This window comes from Paenarthrobacter sp. MSM-2-10-13, assembly GCF_011605365.1.
Lineage (GTDB): Bacteria > Actinomycetota > Actinomycetes > Actinomycetales > Micrococcaceae > Arthrobacter.
This window is the reverse complement of the sequence record NZ_JAAOXO010000001.1, coordinates 895,624-914,864: the sequence shown is the minus strand read 5'-3', so window position 1 is coordinate 914,864 and position 19,241 is coordinate 895,624. Positions and strand designations below refer to the sequence as shown.

The 19,241-nt window shown below is 60.5% G+C and carries 15 protein-coding genes and 1 pseudogene; 3 read left to right on the top strand and 13 right to left on the bottom strand.

What is annotated here, in order from left to right; genetic code table 11:
• Positions 1–78: 78 nt before the first annotated feature.
• From ruvB to pdxT, 5 genes are all read right to left on the bottom strand, one after another.
• Positions 79–1,155, bottom strand: coding sequence for a Holliday junction branch migration DNA helicase RuvB (gene ruvB, locus HAV21_RS04390; protein ID WP_024816851.1), 1,077 nt, complete (start codon positions 1,153–1,155; stop codon positions 79–81).
• Positions 1,148–1,792, bottom strand: a complete 645-nt coding sequence (gene ruvA / locus HAV21_RS04385; protein WP_142939061.1) for a Holliday junction branch migration protein RuvA — start codon at positions 1,790–1,792, stop codon at positions 1,148–1,150. Before ruvA ends, ruvB begins: the two co-directional genes overlap by 8 nt.
• A gap of 113 nt (positions 1,793–1,905) precedes the next feature.
• Complete coding sequence (ruvC, locus tag HAV21_RS04380; RefSeq protein ID WP_166840602.1) at positions 1,906–2,484, bottom strand: crossover junction endodeoxyribonuclease RuvC; 579 nt, start codon at positions 2,482–2,484, stop codon at positions 1,906–1,908.
• A 65-nt stretch (positions 2,485–2,549) separates the two neighbouring features.
• The gene (locus tag HAV21_RS04375) at positions 2,550–3,305 is read right to left on the bottom strand and encodes a YebC/PmpR family DNA-binding transcriptional regulator (RefSeq protein WP_166840600.1); all 756 of its coding nucleotides are present in this window, start codon (positions 3,303–3,305) and stop codon (positions 2,550–2,552) included.
• A gap of 3 nt (positions 3,306–3,308) precedes the next feature.
• Complete coding sequence (gene pdxT / locus HAV21_RS04370) at positions 3,309–4,010, bottom strand: pyridoxal 5'-phosphate synthase glutaminase subunit PdxT (protein WP_142939058.1); 702 nt, start codon at positions 4,008–4,010, stop codon at positions 3,309–3,311.
• Between the two features lie 103 nt (positions 4,011–4,113).
• Here pdxT and HAV21_RS04365 point away from each other — a divergent pair, with 103 nt between their 5' ends.
• Together HAV21_RS04365 and HAV21_RS04360 are read left to right on the top strand one after the other, a co-directional pair.
• Entirely contained in the window at positions 4,114–5,445 is a 1,332-nt protein-coding gene (locus HAV21_RS04365) for a Mur ligase family protein (protein ID WP_166840598.1), read from the top strand.
• Positions 5,442–6,212, top strand: coding sequence for a glutamine amidotransferase (locus HAV21_RS04360; protein ID WP_166840596.1), 771 nt, complete (start codon positions 5,442–5,444; stop codon positions 6,210–6,212). Before HAV21_RS04365 ends, HAV21_RS04360 begins: the two co-directional genes overlap by 4 nt.
• A gap of 3 nt (positions 6,213–6,215) precedes the next feature.
• Here HAV21_RS04360 and HAV21_RS04355 read toward each other — a convergent pair whose 3' ends face one another.
• On the bottom strand, positions 6,216–7,481 hold the full coding sequence (locus tag HAV21_RS04355) for a CapA family protein (RefSeq protein ID WP_166840594.1): 1,266 nt from the start codon (positions 7,479–7,481) through the stop codon (positions 6,216–6,218).
• A 73-nt stretch (positions 7,482–7,554) separates the two neighbouring features.
• On the opposite strand from HAV21_RS04355, the pseudogene HAV21_RS04350 reads away from it, so the two are divergent.
• Positions 7,555–9,567: pseudogene (locus tag HAV21_RS04350) on the top strand (M3 family metallopeptidase).
• Positions 9,568–9,628: 61 nt separating this feature from the next.
• Here HAV21_RS04350 and pdxS read toward each other — a convergent pair.
• From pdxS to HAV21_RS04315, 7 genes are all read right to left on the bottom strand, one after another.
• The gene (pdxS, locus tag HAV21_RS04345; protein WP_017197521.1) at positions 9,629–10,555 is read right to left on the bottom strand and encodes a pyridoxal 5'-phosphate synthase lyase subunit PdxS; all 927 of its coding nucleotides are present in this window, start codon (positions 10,553–10,555) and stop codon (positions 9,629–9,631) included.
• 255 nt (positions 10,556–10,810) lie between these two features.
• A complete protein-coding gene (gene pgsA, locus HAV21_RS04340) occupies positions 10,811–11,440 on the bottom strand; it encodes a phosphatidylinositol phosphate synthase (protein WP_142939052.1) in 630 nt (209 codons plus the stop codon).
• Entirely contained in the window at positions 11,430–12,023 is a 594-nt protein-coding gene (locus HAV21_RS04335) for an HIT domain-containing protein (protein WP_166840592.1), read from the bottom strand. The genes pgsA and HAV21_RS04335 overlap by 11 nt, the downstream gene beginning before the upstream one ends.
• A gap of 19 nt (positions 12,024–12,042) precedes the next feature.
• Positions 12,043–14,052 carry a threonine--tRNA ligase gene (gene thrS, locus HAV21_RS04330; RefSeq protein WP_142939050.1) on the bottom strand — a complete coding sequence of 670 codons (2,010 nt, stop codon included), beginning with the start codon at positions 14,050–14,052 and terminating at the stop codon, positions 12,043–12,045.
• Between the two features lie 151 nt (positions 14,053–14,203).
• Entirely contained in the window at positions 14,204–17,704 is a 3,501-nt protein-coding gene (gene dnaE / locus HAV21_RS04325; protein WP_166840591.1) for a DNA polymerase III subunit alpha, read from the bottom strand.
• Between the two features lie 3 nt (positions 17,705–17,707).
• Positions 17,708–18,052 carry a DUF6504 family protein gene (locus tag HAV21_RS04320; protein WP_166840589.1) on the bottom strand — a complete coding sequence of 115 codons (345 nt, stop codon included), beginning with the start codon at positions 18,050–18,052 and terminating at the stop codon, positions 17,708–17,710.
• A gap of 79 nt (positions 18,053–18,131) precedes the next feature.
• Positions 18,132–19,187, bottom strand: a complete 1,056-nt coding sequence (locus HAV21_RS04315; RefSeq protein ID WP_166840587.1) for an FAD-dependent monooxygenase — start codon at positions 19,185–19,187, stop codon at positions 18,132–18,134.
• Positions 19,188–19,241: the final 54 nt, after the last annotated feature.

Sequence of the window (19,241 nt, the reverse complement as noted above, 5' to 3'; positions counted from 1 at the left end):
CGCAGAGCGGGCATGGATCAAGGACTCGAACGTGCCGAGCGTCATACCAGTCTAGTGGGAAAAGCTGAACAGAGGGTGTTAACCCACGGTATCCACGCTTTCGGCGTGGTTTTCATCCTCACCAAACAGTGCCAGTGTCTCCTGACCGAACACCCCGGCCGGGACGGCGTAGCCAAGGTGCGTCCAGGCGGACGCCATCGCGATCCGGCCCCGCGGAGTGCGTCCCAAAAGACCCTCACGGACCAGGAACGGCTCAGCCACGGTCTCCACCGTCTCGGGCTCTTCCCCCACGGCGATAGCCAAAGTGGACAATCCCACTGGACCGCCGTTGAACTTGGTGATCAGGGCTTCAAGAACGGACCGGTCAAGCCTGTCCAATCCACGCTCGTCTACTTCATACATATCCAGAGCCGCTGAAGCTGAACGTGCATCAATCTGCTCAATGCCATGAACCAGCGCCCAGTCACGGACACGGCGAAGCAGTCTGTTGGCGATACGTGGCGTTCCCCGGGACCGGCCCGCTATCTCCGTAAAGCCCGCAGAGTTGACCTTCAGGTCCAGTAGGCCCGCGGAGCGCCGCAGGACGAGCTCGAGTTCGGCGACGGAGTAGAACTCAAGGTGCCCGGTGAATCCGAATCGATCCCTCAGAGGCCCCGGAAGAAGCCCAGCTCGGGTTGTTGCGCCCACCAAGGTGAAAGGTGGCAGTTCCAAAGGAATGGCGGTTGCACCAGCGCCCTTGCCCACCACAATGTCCACGCGGAAGTCCTCCATGGCCATGTACAGCATTTCTTCCGCCGGCCTGGACATGCGGTGTATTTCGTCGAGGAAAAGGACCTCCCCCTCCGATAGGGAGGAAAGGATGGCGGCAAGATCTCCCGCGTGCTGGATGGCCGGGCCGCTGCTGATACGCAACGGCGCGTTCATTTCCGCTGCGATGATCATGGCAAGGGTTGTCTTGCCTAGTCCTGGCGGCCCTGACATCAGCACGTGATCGGCGCTGCGGCCACGCATTTTGGATGCCTCGAGTACCAATGCCAGTTGTTTGCGGACCCGATGCTGTCCCACGAAATCGTGCAGGTTCTTGGGCCGGAGTGCGGCTTCAATGACCCGCTCTTCCGGTTCCTCTCCCCCGCTGACGAGTGACTGCTCAGCCACGGCTGCCTACACGATTGCCTGCGCGCGCCCCATCCTGACCCAACCAACGCAGCGTTGCCCGGAGGATTTGGGCCACGTTTCCTGCGTCCACGAGTTCCGGGGAGTCGGCCATTGCTTTGTCGATGCTGCCGTTGGCGTCCTTCTCGGACCAGCCCAAGCTGGTCATGGCTGCGACAACCTGCGGCTTCCATTCGGCGTTTGGGGCAGCGGCGGGCGCAGTGCCTGTGCCGGTTCCGTGGGGAACCAACTTACCGGCGAGCTCAAGGACAATCCGGCCGGCCACCTTGGGACCGATTCCCGGCACCTTGGTAAAGGTCTTGCTGTCTCCAGTGTGCGCCGCCACCCGGATGGCCTCCGGTTCATGCACGGCAAGGACGGCCAAGGCCAGACGTGGCCCTACCCCGCTGACGCTGAGCAGGACATCGAAGACTTCCCGTTCGTCGTCGTCGGCGAAGCCGAACAGTGTCAGGGAATCTTCACGGACGATCATGGACGTGAAGAGCTTGGCTTCTGTTCCTGTCTTGAGGTGGCTCAAGGTCTGCGGCGTGGCAAAGACACTCATTCCCGCACCGTTGAGGTCGATGACAGCGGTGGACAAACCAACGTGGGCTACCGTTCCACGGAGAAAACTGATCAAGACCCGGCTCCTGAAATACTGCCTGCTCCATTGCCGCAATACTGTGTTAATACTGCGGCCAAAGCGGACTATCCGAACATATCTACGAATACCCTAGCAAGGCGAGCCGACAATCACCGTGTGCGGCGCGCTTTTGCTTCCGCGTCAGCCCATGCTTTTTGGGCGGGAGTGAGACCGCCCTTACCGTTCGCGCCGGTAGCTGAACCCATTCCACTACCTGCGCGCCATGCATGGGTCAGGGCAAGCGCAAGAGCGTCCGCAGCATCAGCAGGCTTCGGTGGAGCATCCAGGCGCAGGATCTTGGTAACGAGCTTGGTCACTGCATCCTTATTGGCCGTGCCGCTGCCTGTTACCGCGGCTTTGACCTCCGACGGTGTGTGTAACGCGACGGGGATGCCACGGCGTGCGGCCGCAGCGATGACGACGCCCGAAGCCTGGGCCACACCCATGACCGTGCTGACGTTCATCTGCGAGAAAACACGCTCGACGGCGACGACGTCCGGCTGATGCAGGTCCAGCCATTCATCAATGGCTTGGGCAATGACCAGCAGGCGCTTATCCAGAGTGAGCTCAGCAGAGGTCCCCACTACTCCAACGGCCACCATGGTGGCCCTGCGGTTCTTTTCAATGTCCACCACACCTATACCGCAACGGGTGAGGCCCGGATCGACTCCCAATACGCGAAGAGTCAAGTCCGGGCCTTCCTGGTGGCTGTGAAGCTGCTAAATGTCAAAATGACGCGCTGCGCCGTGGCCGGCTATTCGGCGTCGAGGGCAGCCTGGACTTCCTCGCTGAGGTCCGCATTGCTGTAGACGTTCTGGACATCGTCAAGATCTTCCAGGGCATCCACGAGTTTCATGAACTTCTTGGCGCCGTCGACATCCAGTTCCACCTGCATGGAGGGAACGAACTCGGCTTCATCTGTCTCGTATTCGATGCCCGCTTCTTTCAGGGCGTCGCGGATGGCCTGAAGATCAGAGGGTTCGGAGTGGATTTCCCAGTTCTCTCCGCTGTCTTTGACTTCTTCGGCTCCGGCATCGAGGACCGCCATCAGGATGTCGTCCTCGCTGAGGCCGTTCTTGGGCAGGACCACAACACCCTTGCGGGCGAAGAGGTAGCTCACGGAACCGGGATCGGCGATAGTGCCGCCGTTGCGGGAGATTGCAAGGCGCACCTCGGACGCAGCGCGGTTCTTGTTGTCCGTCAGACATTCGATCAACAAGGCCGAACCCTGGGGACCACGAGCCTCGTACATGATCTCCGTGTAGTCCACCACTTCGCCGGTGAGGCCAGCGCCGCGTTTGATGGCGCGGTCGATGTTGTCATTGGGAACCGACGTCTTCTTGGCCTTCGTGACGGCAAGTTCAAGTCCCGGGTTGCCGGCGAGGTCCGGACCACCCATGCGGGCAGCAACTTCGATGTTCTTGATCAGTTTTGCGAACGACTTTGCACGCCTGCCGTCAATGATGGCTTTCTTGTGCTTGGTGGTCGCCCATTTGGAGTGGCCTGACATGCTTTACGCTTCTCCTCTGATCATTCGAATAAAGAGTTCATGCACGCGTTTCTCTCCCGTCACTTCCGGATGGAAGGAGGTGGCCAGTAGTTGACCGGAACGCACTGCAACAATTCTAGCCACTCCATGCAAAGTAGCCGTGTGGCTGGCGTGGTCGGGGTCAACCTGGGCAAGGACTTCCACGCCCGGACCTACGCGTTCCACCCAGGGGCCCCGGATAAATACAGCGTGAACGGGATCCACACCGGACTCCCCTGCGCTGAATTCAAGCCCCCTGAAATCCAGGTCGGTCTCGAAGGACTCCCGCTGGCGGCCAAAGGCATTCCTGCGCACGGTGATATCCAGCCCACCAAAGGTCTGCTGCGGATTTCCGTGCAGGTCAGTTGCAGGGTCCGCGATTTCATCGGCCAACAGGATCATGCCGGCACAGGAGCCGTAGACCGGCAGGCCGTCCGCGATCCGCTTTTGAAGTGGATCACGGACTTCGAAAATCCGGGAGAGCTTGTCAATGGTGGTTGATTCGCCGCCGGGGATGATCAAGCCGTCAATGTCGTCAAGCTCTGACGGGCGGCGTATACCCACGCCGGTGGCGCCAGCGGCCTCTACAGCGTGGATATGCTCGCGGAAATCGCCCTGAAGAGCCAGCACGCCGATCCGGAGTCCTGAACCCACGCGCGACGAAGCGTCAGAAAGGGGGTTGGTCATTCGACCATCATAGAGGCCCAGGGCGATATGGCGCTGTCAGCGTTGACCAAGCCCACACGCGAGGTAGCCGGTTCCATGCCCTGACTGGGATATATTACAGAGCATGCTTTCCTTCAGCGTTCCCCTCGGCAAGCTGGTCCGCACACTGTCCCGGCTCCGGGGCGGGGGCTCAGCTTTTCCCGGCTTGGTGGTTGAGAAAATCGATCCCGGCTTCATGCAGCGAACGCTGGCTTCGCTCCCCCTGGGCGTAGCCGTGGTCAGCGGCACCAACGGCAAGACCACCACCACCAAGATGGTGGTGGAACTCCTTGAAAGCCAAGGCCTGAAAGTCTTCACCAACCGCAGTGGCAGCAACTTCACCCGTGGGGTGGCCGCTTCGCTCCTGGGTGATGTGGACTGGCGCGGTCGGCTGGACGCAGACATTGCCATTCTGGAATTGGACGAAGCCCATGCCGTGCACTTCGTCAACAAAGTTCAGCCGCGGTACAGCCTCCTGTTGAATGTCCTCCGCGACCAATTGGACCGCTTCGGGGAAATTGACAAGACCGCCCGGCTACTGGAGCACATCGCATCCAAGACCACCGGCACAGTTGTCCTCAACCGGGAAGACCCACGCGTCGCCCGGATTGCCAACGCCATCAATACCCTCGATGCCGTCCACCACCCCGAAGTCCGATACTTCGGCCTCGACGAATCCTTGCGCAGCACCTTCCCCAACGACGACGAAATGCGCACAACGGCAATCGGCCCGTCCCCTTCGGGCACTTCCGTTGCCGCTGAAACAGGTGAGGATGTAGATCTGCCGGCGGCCGACGTCGTACTCCGACGCGTTGGAGCCCAGGACGCCGACTTTGAGTTCGACGGCGAAACCGTCACCACAACGATGAAACTACGCGGCGTGTACAACATCTTCAATGCAGCGGCGGCTTTGTCCCTGGCGAGGTCCGTCTTGGGAACCGGGCCCGTTGATACACCTAAGCTCGTGAAGGCTTTGGGAGAAGTTGCTCCCGCGTTCGGCCGTGGTGAGAGCCTCACCGTGGACGGACAGCCTCTGGAGCTGGTGCTCGTGAAGAATCCCAGCGGTTTCCGTCTCGGGCTGAAGTCCTTCCCCGCCGGCGGCTACGCCACCATGATCGCCATCAACGACAACTACGCCGACGGCAGGGACATGTCCTGGCTGTGGGACGTTGAATTCGACTCCCTGCGCGAAGATGGCGTGGAGGTCCTCACCGGCGTTCGCGCCTACGACATGGCGCTGCGTCTCCAGTATGACGATGTTCACTTCGGAGTGGTCGAACCGGACATCACGGCCGCCCTGCGAACGTTCATCGACGGCTCGCGAGGTAAGCCAAAGCGCGTTTTCTGTACCTACACTTCCATGCTCGCCATTCGCCGCGAACTGGCCAAAATCACCATAGTTGAGGTGGTCTCATGACCTCGGACGTACAGCCCACGCCGCACGCAACGCCGGAAGTACAGCCCAGCAAGGGGACCATCCGCGTTCTCCAGCTCTACCCGCGCGAAATGAACATCTACGGTGACTGGGGCAACGCCCTGGTCCTGAAACAACGGATCAAGTGGCATGGCTACACTCCGGAGCTTCTCGAGTACAACGTGGGCGACGACTTTCCGGACGACGTCGACATCATTGTGGGCGGAGGCGGGCAGGACAGCGGCCAGCTGGTGATCCAGGACGACCTCCAATCGCGTGCCGGCCAGCTGAAGAAGCTGGCGGACGAAGGCGCTCCCATGCTGGTGATCTGTGGGCTATACCAGCTTTTCGGGAAGTTCTTCAAGACCAGCACGGGCCCGGTCATTCCGGGCATCGGCATCCTGGACGTGGAAACCCATGGTACTGACGAGCGCCTCATTGGCAACGTGACCATGAAGTCCACTGAGTTCGGCGACATCCTTGGCTATGAGAACCACAGTGGGCAGACTACGTTGGGGCCCGGCGTCGAGCCATTGGGCACGGTGACAAAAGGCGCAGGCAACAACAGCAAGGACGGGCACGAGGGCGCCCGTTACAACAATGTTGTAGCGAGCTACCTGCACGGTTCGTTGCTCCCAAAGAACCCGGCCATTGCGGACTTCCTGATCCGCACAGCAGCCGAACGTAAGTTCGGCAGTTTCGTGCCAGGAAAGCCCGACGACGGTTACGCCCGCCTTGCGCGCGAACACGCCGCCCGCCGGCCGCGGTAGCCGCTACTTTTCCTTGGTGATCAGCAGTTCGTGCGCTCCCGCGGTGGCTGCTCCCATGGACTCTACAACCGCTTTAGTTCGCTGGTGGGTTGCGGCATCGGCCGCAGGGGTCGCGCAGACTCCTTGTGGTGAGTCGCTGGCTACGGAACACCATCGATAGGGGTCCCGAACAATAACCGAGGGGGCCCATGCGAGGTCAGAAGCAGTCCATACACCTGAGGTGTTTCGACTGAATTGTGCCCTGACCAACAATCCTTCGTTGTTCAAGACGTACCACGGTGACAATTCAGTGACACCATTGCCGAGCCCGTACACAATCCACGTGCCTTTGTAGTTCTCGATCGGCAGCACCGAGTGCGTGTGGTGGCCGTAGATCATGGTGAACTGGCCGCTGTCCACCAACGCGTGCGCAACCTCCTGCTGCTGGGCATTGGCTTCGCTGGCGTACTCGTCGCCGGCGTGCATGACTCCCAGGACGATGTCGGCCCCAAGGGCCTTGGCTTGTTTTGCCTTCGCGATCATGGCCGCCGGATCCAGCTCGTCAACCAGCCACGGGTATTCCGGGATCTGACCATTGTGGCCATACGTTCCAATAATCACGGCCACTTTGGCTGCGTCCGTCTGGAGCATGAGTATCTCCTTGGATGCCGCCTCCGTCCGGTAGGAACCGGTGTGCTTTAGGCCCGCTGCGTCCAGGGCGTCCAGCGTCCGGAGCAAACCTTCGGTGCCGCGGTCAATGGTGTGATTGCTGGCCGTCGTGCAGGCCTTGTATCCAACATCCTTTGAGGCCGTAATGATTTGCGGCGGTACGTTGAAGGACGGGTAGGCAGAGAACGGCCCTTCCGGACCAGCCACGGGTGTTTCCTGGTGGCAAATGGCGAGGTCGCTGTTGCGAATGTAGCGTCGTTGTCCTTCGAGAAGCGGGACGAAAGTGTAGCCGGGCTGACCCGCCACAGCTGCGTCAGCTCTCGCTTGTTGCCAGAGCTGGGTATGAACCAGCATGTCACCTGTCACCGTGATGGAGGTGCAGCGGAGCTCCGGACAGGCGGGGCCTTTGCCCGGGGTGGGGTTTGGTGCCGGAGTGCGCGTCGGACTGGGTGTCTGGGCAGCAGGGGCCGAGGCGCCGGTGCTGCGTTCAGCGTCATCGTTTTCTGCAAGAACACCGCAGGCGCTCAGGGACAGGGCTAGAGCTATACCGCTCACCACGAGTGCCGACCGGTGAGTACGGAACCGTCCCATGGAAAATGTGATCTTGCCCATGAATTTCATCCTACGGCGCTGGCCCGACGTATCCGGGCGTGCCGCTCTTGAGGACACGATTCTTACGTGAAAGAGTCACTTCATGACCAACCCACTCTTAGGCCCCAGCCCTCTGCCCTATGGGCTTCCGCCCTTCGCCGGCATTTCGGCCGAGCATTACTCCCAGGCCGTAGAGGAGGGTTTGAGCGCACATCTGGATGAAATCGCCAGCATCACGAACAACCCGGCGCCCGCCACCCTGGAAAACACAGCCGTGGCCATGGAACGGTCAGGACAACTGCTCAGCAGGGCTGCCGCAGCCTTCTTCACACTGGTTTCCGCCGACGCTTCGGACGCCATCAAAGCGCTGGAAACAGAGCTGTCCCCCAAACTGTCAGCACATCAAGACGCGGTTTACCTGAATCGCGGACTCTATGAGCGATTCGCCGCAATCGACACAGCAGGATTGGATGCGGAGTCGTCCCGGCTGGTGCAGGAGTACCTCAAAGAGTTCCGGCAGTCAGGCATCCAGCTCGATGCCGCCGGACAACACCGCCTGCGTGAAGTCAACGCCGAGCTCTCACGATTGGGCACTGAATTTGGCCAACGCGTCAAAGAGGCCATGAAGTCTGCCGCCCTTCTCCTGAACGACGCCGAGGAGCTGGCAGGGCTGCCGGCTGAAGCGATCACCGGCGCCGCGGAAGCAGCCAGGAATGCAGGGCATGACGGCAAGTACTTACTGACCCTGATCCAGCCCAGCAACCAACCCGCTTTGGCGTCCTTGGAAAACCGGGCCATCCGCCGTCGGCTTTACGAAGCATCCCTGGCACGCGGCACCGATGGCGGCGCCTTGGACGTTCGTGACCTGGTGAAGGCCACTGCCCGGTTGCGGGCTGAGAAGGCGGCGCTCTTGGGATTTGCCAACTTTGCTGAGCTGGTGATTGACCAGCAGACGGCACCCGGGTTCAGTGAGGTCAAGGCAATGCTGGCTCGGCTGGCCCCCGCAGCCGTGAGGAATGCCGAATCGGAGGCGGAGGCTTTAGCGGAAGTCGCCGGCCACGAACTTGAGCCGTGGGATTGGGCGTACTACTCTGCGCGGGTTCGCAAGGAAAAGTTTAAGGTAGATGAACAGGCTCTCCGCCCCTTCTTCAGCCTCGACGCTGTGCTCAACGACGGAGTATTCCATGCTGCGACACAACTCTTCGGGGTGACTTTCCATGAGCGCGATGATTTGGAAGGCTATCACCCTGACGTCCGCGTCTGGGAGGTCCGACATGAAGACGGCAGCGGGCTCGGCCTGTTCCTGGGCGACTACTACACCCGTGAGTCAAAGCGCGGAGGTGCCTGGATGAATTCCCTAGTAGAACAATCCAGCCTGCTGGGAACCCGTTCCGTGGTGATCAACAACCTCAACATCACCAAACCGGCACCGGGTGAGCCCACGCTCTTGTCCTTGGACGAAGTTCGTACAGTTTTCCATGAGTTCGGCCACGCGCTGCACGGCCTGTTTTCCGACGTGACCTATCCGCGGTTCTCCGGGACGTCCGTACCACGGGACTTTGTGGAGTATCCGTCCCAGGTCAACGAAATGTGGATCATGTGGCCCGAGGTCCTGGCCAACTATGCTCGCCACTATTCCACGGGGGAGGCACTCCCCCATGACACCGTGGACAATCTCAACGAGTCATTGCTATGGGGAGAAGGGTTTGCGACTACCGAATACCTCGGGGCCGCACTTCTGGACGTGGCCTGGCACGTGCTGTCCGAGTCCGAAGTTCCGCAGGACGTTCTCGCCTTCGAAACCAAGGCGCTGGCTGATGCGGCGATCGTGCACCCGCTGATCCCGCCGCGGTACCGCACCGGGTATTTCCAACATATCTTCGCCGGTGCGGGGTATGCAGCGGGCTACTACTCCTACATTTGGAGCGAGGTGCTGGACGCCGACACTGTGGAGTGATTCAAGGAACACGGTGGCCTCACACGCGCGAACGGCGATCACTTCCGATCAGAGCTGCTTTCCCGGGGCAACAGCCGCGATCCCCTGGAGTCGTTCCGCGCCTTCCGGGGCCGCGACGCAGAGCTGGAACCCCTCCTGAAGCGCCGCGGACTGGACTAGAACGACGCCGGGCCGGTCACCTTGGAAGGTGACCGGCCCGGCGTCGTACTTCTTTAGCTGGTTACCAGCCGCGCTCTGCGAGGCGGTGGGGCTGGGGGATGTCGTCGACGTTGATGCCGACCATGGCTTCGCCCAGGCCGCGGGAGACCTTGGCGATGACGTCGGGGTCGTCGTGGAACGTGGTGGCCTTCACGACGGCGGCGGCGCGCTCTGCCGGGTTGCCGGACTTGAAGATACCGGAACCGACGAACACACCGTCCGCGCCGAGCTGCATCATCATCGCAGCATCAGCCGGGGTCGCGATGCCACCAGCGGTGAACAGCACCACGGGCAGCTTGCCGGTGGCGGCAACTTCCTTGACCAGCTCGTACGGGGCCTGCAGTTCCTTGGCCGCAACGTACAGCTCGTCCTCGGGCAGGGCGGCGAGTTTGGCGATCTCGGAGCGGATCTTGCGCATGTGCCCGGTGGCGTTGGAAACATCGCCGGTGCCGGCTTCGCCCTTGGAACGGATCATGGCCGCGCCCTCGTTGATGCGGCGCAGGGCCTCACCAAGGTTTGTGGCACCACAAACGAAGGGAACGGTGAAGTTCCACTTGTCGATGTGGTTGATGTAGTCGGCCGGGGTCAGGACCTCGGACTCGTCGATGTAGTCAACACCGAGTGACTGCAGGACCTGGGCTTCGACGAAGTGGCCGATGCGGGCCTTGGCCATGACCGGGATGGACACGGCGGCGATGATCGCATCGATCATGTCCGGATCGGACATGCGGGACACGCCGCCCTGGGCGCGGATATCGGCCGGGACACGCTCGAGAGCCATGACGGCCACGGCACCGGCATCTTCGGCGATGCGGGCCTGCTCGACGTTAACGACGTCCATGATGACGCCGCCCTTGAGCATCTCCGCCATGCCCCGCTTAACGCGGCTGCTGCCCGTGACGCTGTTCGCGGACGAACCGGCTTCGTTGCTTACATCTGGTGTAGACACAAAAACCCCTATGGGTAGATAAACGACCTTTTTGCCGGAGGCACGCGCAGCCACACGACCGCAATCAGCGCACACCGGGTTTCAGGTCAAGGTGACCAAGTACTAGTAATAGTAGTCGCACCTTGCATGCTGGCAGTACATTCATTACCACCTTGGAGGGCAACAAAACGGGCTGTGGTAGGTCAAGTGCACAACTGCGGCCGAGCGACTCTGGTCGGTTGCCAGTTCCACACGTGAGCTATGGTTCTCTGGCCTTTACGCCGGCGCAGTTCCATCGGCTTCGGCCATGGCTTGCCGCCGGACGGTGGACATGCGCTGAACAATGGTGATGACACTCGCCAGGGCCAGGAGCACCAGGGTCCCGAATAACACCACCGGTGGGAGGCCCAATCCCGTAAGCCCGGTGATGAGCAACACTGATGCCAAACGTTCCGCGCGTTCGGCGATTCCCACGCTCGCCTGGTACCCCAAGGACTCGGCTTTAGCCCGGGCATAGGAAACAACCATGCCGAGTACCAGGCAGATGACGGCGGCAGTACCAATAGCAGGATCTTCACCTCCGGTGAAATACCAGATGGTGAGGCCTGCAAAGATCGCACCATCGGCGAGCCTGTCCAGGGTGGAATCCAGAAAATTACCCCAGCCACCGCTGCGGCCCTGCAGCCTCGCCATGATGCCGTCTACAACGTCCGAGAAGGCGAAGAAGGCGACCACCACAGAGCCCCACCATAGGAAGCCCAGCGGGTAGAGGACGAGTCCGCCCAAAATCACCCCTAGGGTCCCGGCAATAGTCACGGCGTCCGGAGACACACCGATCCTCAGGAGCCAACGCGCTAAAGGAGTAAAAAGTGAAGTGAAGAAGCCGCGCGCATGCCTATTGAGCATTCGACTCCCCCGGCCAGGCTTCAGCCACAAGCTTGCGGACCTCATCGAGTGTCTGCGTGATGGCCTTGGTCTGTGCGATGATCGGGAAGAAGTTTCCGTCCCCGCCCCACCGAGGAACCACGTGCTGGTGCAGATGCGCGGCGATGCCGGCACCCCCTGTCACCCCTTGGTTCATGCCCAGGTTGAAGCCGCTCGGATTTGAAACCTTCCGTAACACGCGCATAGCCGTCTGAGTAAGGTCGGCGAACTCGGCGGTTTCTTCCACGGTGATGTCTGTGTAATCGGGAACGTGCCGGTAGGGGCAGATCAAGAGATGACCCGGGTTGTAGGGGAACAGGTTCAGGACGACGTAACAGGTCCGCCCGCGGTGGACGATCAGGGATTCCTCATCTGAGCGCGTGGGTCCTACACAGAACGGGCAGTCGTCCTTGTTCTTGAATTGATCCTGCCCGCCCTTGATGTAAGCCATCCGGTGTGGAGTCCACAGGCGCTGAAACGCGTCCGGTACGCCGGCCAATCCGAAGTCATCGGTTACGTCGGCGTCACCCGGAAGGCCAGCTGCCGCGCCTGTGTTCTCCTGCACCGTCTATGTGTCCGTTCCGTCAGCTCTCGCGGTTCTTGACGGCGTCAACGATCCTGCGGACCGCCTCGGCCACGGGCACGCCGTTGTCCTGGCTGCCATCCCGGAAGCGGAATGACACGGCACCTGCCTCGGCGTCCTCACCGCCGGCAATCAGGACGAACGGGATCTTGTCCTTGCTGGCTGTACGAATTTTCTTGGGGAACCGGTCAGAGGAGATGTCCACCTCGGCACGGATGCCCGCTGCCTTGAGTTGGCCGACGACGTCGAACATGTAGTCATTGAAGGTCTCGGCCACAGGAATGCCCACTACCTGGACAGGAGCGAGCCAAGCCGGGAACGCTCCGGCGTAGTGCTCGGTGAGCACACCCATGAAGCGTTCCACCGAACCGAACAGTGCCCGGTGGATCATGACAGGCCGCTGGCGTGTGCCGTCGGCCGCCTGGTACTCCAGTTCGAAGCGCTCCGGCAGGTTGAAGTCCAGTTGAATGGTGGACATCTGCCAGGTCCTGCCAAGGGCATCCTTTGCCTGGACGGAGATCTTGGGGCCATAGAATGCTGCTCCACCCGGATCCGGAACGAGTTCCAGACCCGAGGCTGCGGCGACCTCGGAAAGAGTGCGCGTGGCTTCCTCCCACGCAGCGTCGTCGCCAACGAACTTCTCTTCGTTCTTGGTGGAAAGCTCCAAGTAGAAATCATCCAGCCCGTAGTCCTTGAGCAGGCCCAGAACGAAATTCAGCGTGGTGGTGAGCTCGTCCTTCATCTGCTCGCGGGTGCAGTAGATGTGGGCGTCGTCCTGTGTCATGCCGCGGACGCGGGTCAGCCCGTGCACAACGCCGGACTTCTCGTAGCGGTACACCGATCCGAATTCGAACAGGCGCAGCGGAAGTTCGCGGTAAGAGCGCCCCCGGGAGCGGAAGATCAGGTTATGCATGGGGCAGTTCATCGGCTTCAGGTAGTAATCTTGCGCCGGCTTCCGCACTGTGCCGTCTTCGTTGAATTCGGCGTCCACCTGCATCGCCGGGAACATGCCGTCCTTGTACCAGTCAAGGTGGCCGGAGACCTCATAGAGGTGGCCTTTGGTGATGTGGGGTGTGTAGACGAACTCGTATCCGGCGTCCACGTGGCGCTGGCGGGAGTAATCCTCCATGGCCTTGCGGATGATTCCGCCCTTGGGGTGGAAGACAGGAAGGCCCGAGCCCAGTTCGTCGGGGAAGGAAAAGAGGTCAAGTTCCACGCCGAGCTTGCGGTGGTCGCGTCGCTCTGCTTCGGCGATGCGTTCCTGGTATGCCTTGAGGGCTTCCTTGGTGGGCCACGCCGTGCCGTAAATGCGCTGCAGTTGCTGGTTGTTCTGGTTGCCCAACCAGTACGCAGCTGAAGAGCGGGTCAACGCGAAGGCGTTGGCGATGATTTTGGTGTTCTGCAGGTGCGGTCCGCGGCAAAGATCGCACCAGATGCTCTCGCCGCTCTTGCGATCCACATTGTCGTAAATCGTGATGTCGCCGGCACCGACCTCAACGTTGACGCCCTCAGCGGCGTCGCTTGCATCGTTCTTCTTGCCCAGCAACTCAAGCTTGTAGGGCTCATTGGCCATCGCCACGCGGGCTTCGTCTTCAGTGACAACACGGCGAACGAATTTCTGGTTCTGGTTGATGATTTTTTGCATCATCTTTTCCAGCGTGCGCAGGTCTTCCGGGGTAAACGGATCAGCAACGTCGAAGTCGAAGTAGAAGCCGTCAGTGATGTAGGGACCGATGCCGAGCTTGGCGTCGGGGCGCAACTGCTGCACAGCCTGTGCCATGACATGGGCCGTGGAATGGCGAAGAACGTTGAGTCCATCAGGGGAATCGATGGTGACGCCCTCGACGTTTGCACCCTCGGTGAGGACCTGGTCAAGGTCCTTGAGTACACCATTGACACGGGCTACAACGACGTCGCGGCGCTCGAAGAAGAGTTCCGCGCCGGTAGTCCCTTCCGTCACCTTGGTCTCTTCGCCATCGACGATGAGGGTGATCTGTTGGGCATCTGACACGGGTGTCTCCTATTCATAGTTAAGGCTTCATAGCTTGTGGCGTACGGGGACCACAGCCAGCCACCGTCAATCGTATCCGCTGCAGCGAAGGTGGCCAAAGCAGCGCGCCGGGGCTAAATCAGGCTACTCAAGGCAGGGTTGTGCCAAGGTTTCAGCTTCCCAGACCAGTAATGGCAAGGTTCCTGGAAATACCGTGGAGCGGCCCATGGTGGGTGTATCCATCAGGTAGCCCGGTTTCGGCGGGGAGAAGCTCGGCATAAGGCAACGCTTCCGGACGGCTGAGGTCCCAGGCTTTGCTGGCACTGAGGCTGATTCCTTTGGGGCCGGTCCTTCTGGTGGTCCCCCGGATGAGCAAGAGGCGGGTACCAAACAACAGAGGCCCGGAGTCTTCCTGAGCCTCATGGAAGAAGACCGAATCCACGCAGCCAGTACCGTCATCGATGCTGATGAAGACAACGCGACGCCCGCCACGCATGGGCGGGGTTTGAGTGGCAATTCGGACCCCTGCTACCAGGACTTCGGTCCCGTTGCGCAAGCCCAGAAGCTTGTCTGCCGTGGTGACCCCCAATTTGTCCAGGAGTGGCCGATGACTTTCCATCAGATGTTCGCTGACATCCACCGCCATGAGATCAAGTTCTGCCCTGACGTTATCCACCATGGTTGGCTCAGGAAGCTCTGGGGCAATGTTTCTCAGTTCGACATCGCCCAGCGCAAAGGACAGCTGCCCTTCTATGACATCGGGGGCTTTCTTGGAGGGGCCGCTTTGGAGCGCTTGCAGATGGTGCACAAGGTCAGCACGGTTCGCAGTTCCTCCGGAGTCCTTATGCAAAGCATCAAAGGCGCCCAGCTGGGCCAGTCTTTTGATGTTCGGTTTACTGACCCGCGCCCGCGCCCTCAGGTCTGCCAGGGAATCGAAAGGTTGCCCGGCAACGATCCTCTTGAGTTCCACTCCTGAAAGCCCGTAAATACCAGTCAGGCTCAAGCGGATACCCAGCTTGCCCTGATCCGAGCCATGATGGATTTTCTCCACCCTGTATTCAGACTTGCTCCTGTTGATATCCAAAGGCAGGATGGGGATCCCCAGCCTGCGCGCTTCAGCGACCAGCAGCCGTTTGGGATACATCCCGGGATCGTGTTCCCACAATCCGGCAAGAAAGGCCTCGGGATGATGGGCCTTGAGCCAGGCTGACTGATAGGTAGGTACGGCAAATGCAGCACCGTGGGCTTTGCAGAAGCCAAAACTACCGAAGGCTTTCAGGGTCCCCCAAACTTTATCCACCACTTCTGGAGGGTATTTTTTGGTTGCTTCCCGTCGGAAGTACTTTTCTACTCCCGGCTCATGTACTTCGTCGCCCAGGGCTCGACGAAATTCGTCGGCCCTGTCCAAGCCGCAATTGGTCATAACGTGGAAGGTTTTCAAAATCTGCTCATGGAAAACCGTGACCCCGTGCGTTTCCTGGAGAACTGGCTTGAGGTCCGGGTGGGGGTAAATCTCAGGAGCAAACCCATGGCGATGCTCCAGGAAGGGCCGCACCATGTCCGACTTCATGGGTCCAGGCCGGAAAAGAGAGATATCGATGATGAGGTCATTGAATTCCCGGGGAGCCATCTTTCCAATGAGTTCACGCTGCCCCGGGGACTCGATCTGGAAGCAACCAAGTGTGTGGGTACTACGTATCAGCTCAAAGGTGGCCTGATCGTCGAAAGGGACGGCATTGAGGTCAATCCTGCCGTCATGAGCAATGTAGTCGGGACCATTCCCGCCCGGCTCCACGGGGTGCTTACCCGCTGCGACAACCTCAGCTTTGGAAGGATGAAGCCGAATCACTTCCCGGACCGCAAAGGCCATGGCACTTTGCATGCGCACTCCCAGGACATCCAGCTTTAGCATGCCCATGGGGTCCATATCGTGTTTATCGAACTGGCTCATGGGCAGACCCAAACCGCTGGGTTGGACCGGAGTTCTATCCAGGAGGGTGGCATCTCCCAAAATCACTCCGCAAGGGTGCATGGAAATATGCCGGGGCAAGCGATCCAGCCTTTCTGTAAGATCCACCAGCAAATCCAGCTGCTGGTTCTCCTCCAGGGCTCCTCGTTCCACCCGCCCCGCAAAATCCCGAAGCTCCGGCTTCTCCACCAGGGCTTCACGGAATTTGCGCGCAGAGAATCTCCACAGCTGCTTGGCAATTTCACCCACTTCTTCGTCAGGCATCCCCAGTGCCATGCCCGCATCCCGCACGGCACCACGTGCCCTGTACCCGTTTTGCATGCTCATCAGGGTGACGCGTTCAGCCCCGAAGCGGTCAAAAATCTTTCGGTAGACGTTATGCCTTTCAGCACTTTCCACATCAATGTCGATATCAGGCAGGGTGGACCGCCGGCCGGAGAGAAAACGTTCAAAAATAAGGTCGTGGCGTATCGGGTCAACCTGACTGATATCGATCAGGTAGTTGACCAGACTTGACGCGCCGGATCCCCTTGCAGCAACACGGACACCCATATCGAGGATCATTGTGGTGACCTCTGCCACGGTGAGGAAGTACGAAGCAAAACCGAGTCCGGCAATGATTTCCAGCTCATGCTCCAACCGCGAGCGCAGGTTTTTTTCCAGGTTTCCGTGGATGCCTGGGAACCGTCTGTTGATTCCTGCTTCACAGCGTTGGGTGAGTTCCACCATGGGGTCTGCGGTGATGCCGATGATGGAGGCTTCAGGGACTACCGGCTTCTTCCAACCCATGTCGAGAATGGGGTCGATGCGGCATTTGTCGGCGAGCGCTTCTGTGTTTGCGAGGAGTTTGGTGAGGTCGGCTTTCCCCTGGCCCGCGGCGTTCATGATTTCTTTGCCGAGTTGGTGCATTTGTTGCGGGGTCTTCAGCCATCCCTGCCCTGTTGGCTGGAGGAGGGGCTCTGTTGAGAGTTCCGGAAGGGATTTGAGGGTGCGTGCGGAGTCGAGTACATCTGCAGTGGCGGCGCCGTCCTGGGCGCAGTAGCGGACGGCGTTGCTGAGTATTGCGGGGGTGTTGAATTCGAGGGCGAGTTTGAGCATGCGTACGGCGTGGGCTGTGCTGAGTGGTTGTCCGGGGGCGCTGAGGTGGGAAACGACTTCGGCCACCATGGTGCCGGGGGGCATGGCGTCGATCCATTGTTTGAAGAGGGTTCTAGGCTGGAGGTATTTGCGTCCGCCCATGGCCCGGCCTACGTCGGAGTCGGGCCCTATGAGTACGGTGAGCACTGGTTTGAGGGTTTTGGGGTCCAGGGTTCTGGAGGCGAGTTCGCCTCGGGTGACCGCAGGTGGGATTGCTCCCCCGGCTTTCCCGGAGGTGCGCGCGTGGGCGTCGGATATGAGGCGGCACAGTGCCCTGTATCCGGCGCCGTTGTTGTTTCCGTGGGCGAGTACGACGACGCGGCCCGCCACTTGGGTGCGGTGGTCGCCGTCGTCGTCGAATACTGCCAGGTCTACCCCGACGATGGGGTGGATGCCTGCGTCCATGCATGCTTTGAGGTGTTTGATGGTGCCGTACAGGCCGTCACGGTCGGTACAGGCGAGAGCTGTGGCTCCGTTTGTTGCGGCTGTTTGGGCTAGTTCATCCGGCCAGGAGACGCCGTAGTGTGCGCTGAAGGCTGTGGAGACGTGCAGGTGGGTAAAGCTCAAGGTTCACGCTGCTTCTTCTGGTTCTACGGCGCTGGATGGCGCGGCGTCGTGGATGCGCAGGAGTCTCCAGCGCCCGCTGCCCAGGTGCCGGACGAGGTCGAGGGTGATGGTGTGGCTGGTTTTCGATTCGACGGTGGCGGGCAGGAGCTGTACCCGCCAGATCTCGTGGTCGACCAGGCCGGCTCCGGCACCCAGGGGTGCGCGGCTTTCTTCCAGCCACCATTGCCGGCGCTCGTACCAGCGAACGGGTTCGTTGGTGACGGTGTACTGCGTTCCTTTCCAGTGGACTTCCTGCGGCTGGCCGGTGTCCGTGCAGCTCACGCCTACTGACTCGCTGAACAGCCCCATGTCTTCACCTCTTACGCCGGAATAATGATTCGAAAGTATGTTCGAATAATTTCAGTTTACGCCGACGCCCTGACAAAACCTAGTTCGAAGTTGATGCCCTTTCCCGGGTTCGCGATACTCGCTTTCCAACTTGCTTGAGCAAGGCGTCTCGCCATGGTTGTGCACCCCGGGCGAGGGCGACAGTCCCCATGAGGGAAGAAGCAACCCGGAGTAGTTGCGTGCGCATGATGCGCTTCCTGCCATAGGCTGCGAGCGCCTTTTCACTGGGCAGCCCATTTAGAAGTTTGCCCAGTGTCACTGCATCGATCAGCGCTTCACAGGCGCCCCGCCCCAGGTTTGGTGTCATGGCGTGGGCGGCATCCCCTATCAACACAACGTTTCCCTGCGAGTATTTGATCAGGGGAGGGCAGATCCAGATGCGTTGGGCAAGCGTGGTGTCCGGCCTGGCCTTTGCGAGTACTTCCTGTACGGCGCTCGCGTGGTTTGCGTAGCGGTTTCGTGTCACTTCGAGGGCTTCTGCGACGTCTACTTTGTCCGGCCCCAGGTCTGAGCGGAATGAAGCGTACCAGTTGCTGCCGCCCTCGGCTGGCGCCAAGCCGAATATCTCGCCACGCCCCCAGTATTCGCCGATGTCCTCCGGGAGCGGGGTTCCGGGGATGACTCCCCTGACGGCCAGGAATGGTGTTGGCCTTGCTTCGCTCTGCGGGCCTCTGAAGTGCCGCCGGACAATGCTGTTGACGCCATCTGCGCCCACGGTCAGCCCGGCAGTACCCGGCAGCTTGTCCACTCTGGCTACTGCCCGGCTCACGGAACGAGGCACTGCCGTGTCCAGCAGCCTCAGGAGTTCGGGCCGGGATATTCCAAGGAGGCCTTCACCTTCCATGGACAGCAGAGGTTCTCCCGAGGGGCGGCGGAGGGCGCCGGTTTTGATCTTGGCTCCGCGACTCCGTACAGCTCCGAGTATCCCCAGCTCTGAGAGCGCGCGTTGGGCTTCCGGCCACATGGCGAGGGTTGTTCCAACAGTGGGGAGTTCGGGGCGCTGCTCGTAGATGGTGACGTCGAACTTGCCGGGGTCCAGTATTCCTGCGAGCGCCAGCCCGGCGATCCCTCCACCAATGATGTCCACCTTTTCCATGGGTTCACAGTACTACTACATTTGTAGTGCCGGTAGGGGTTGAAGCTAGACTTT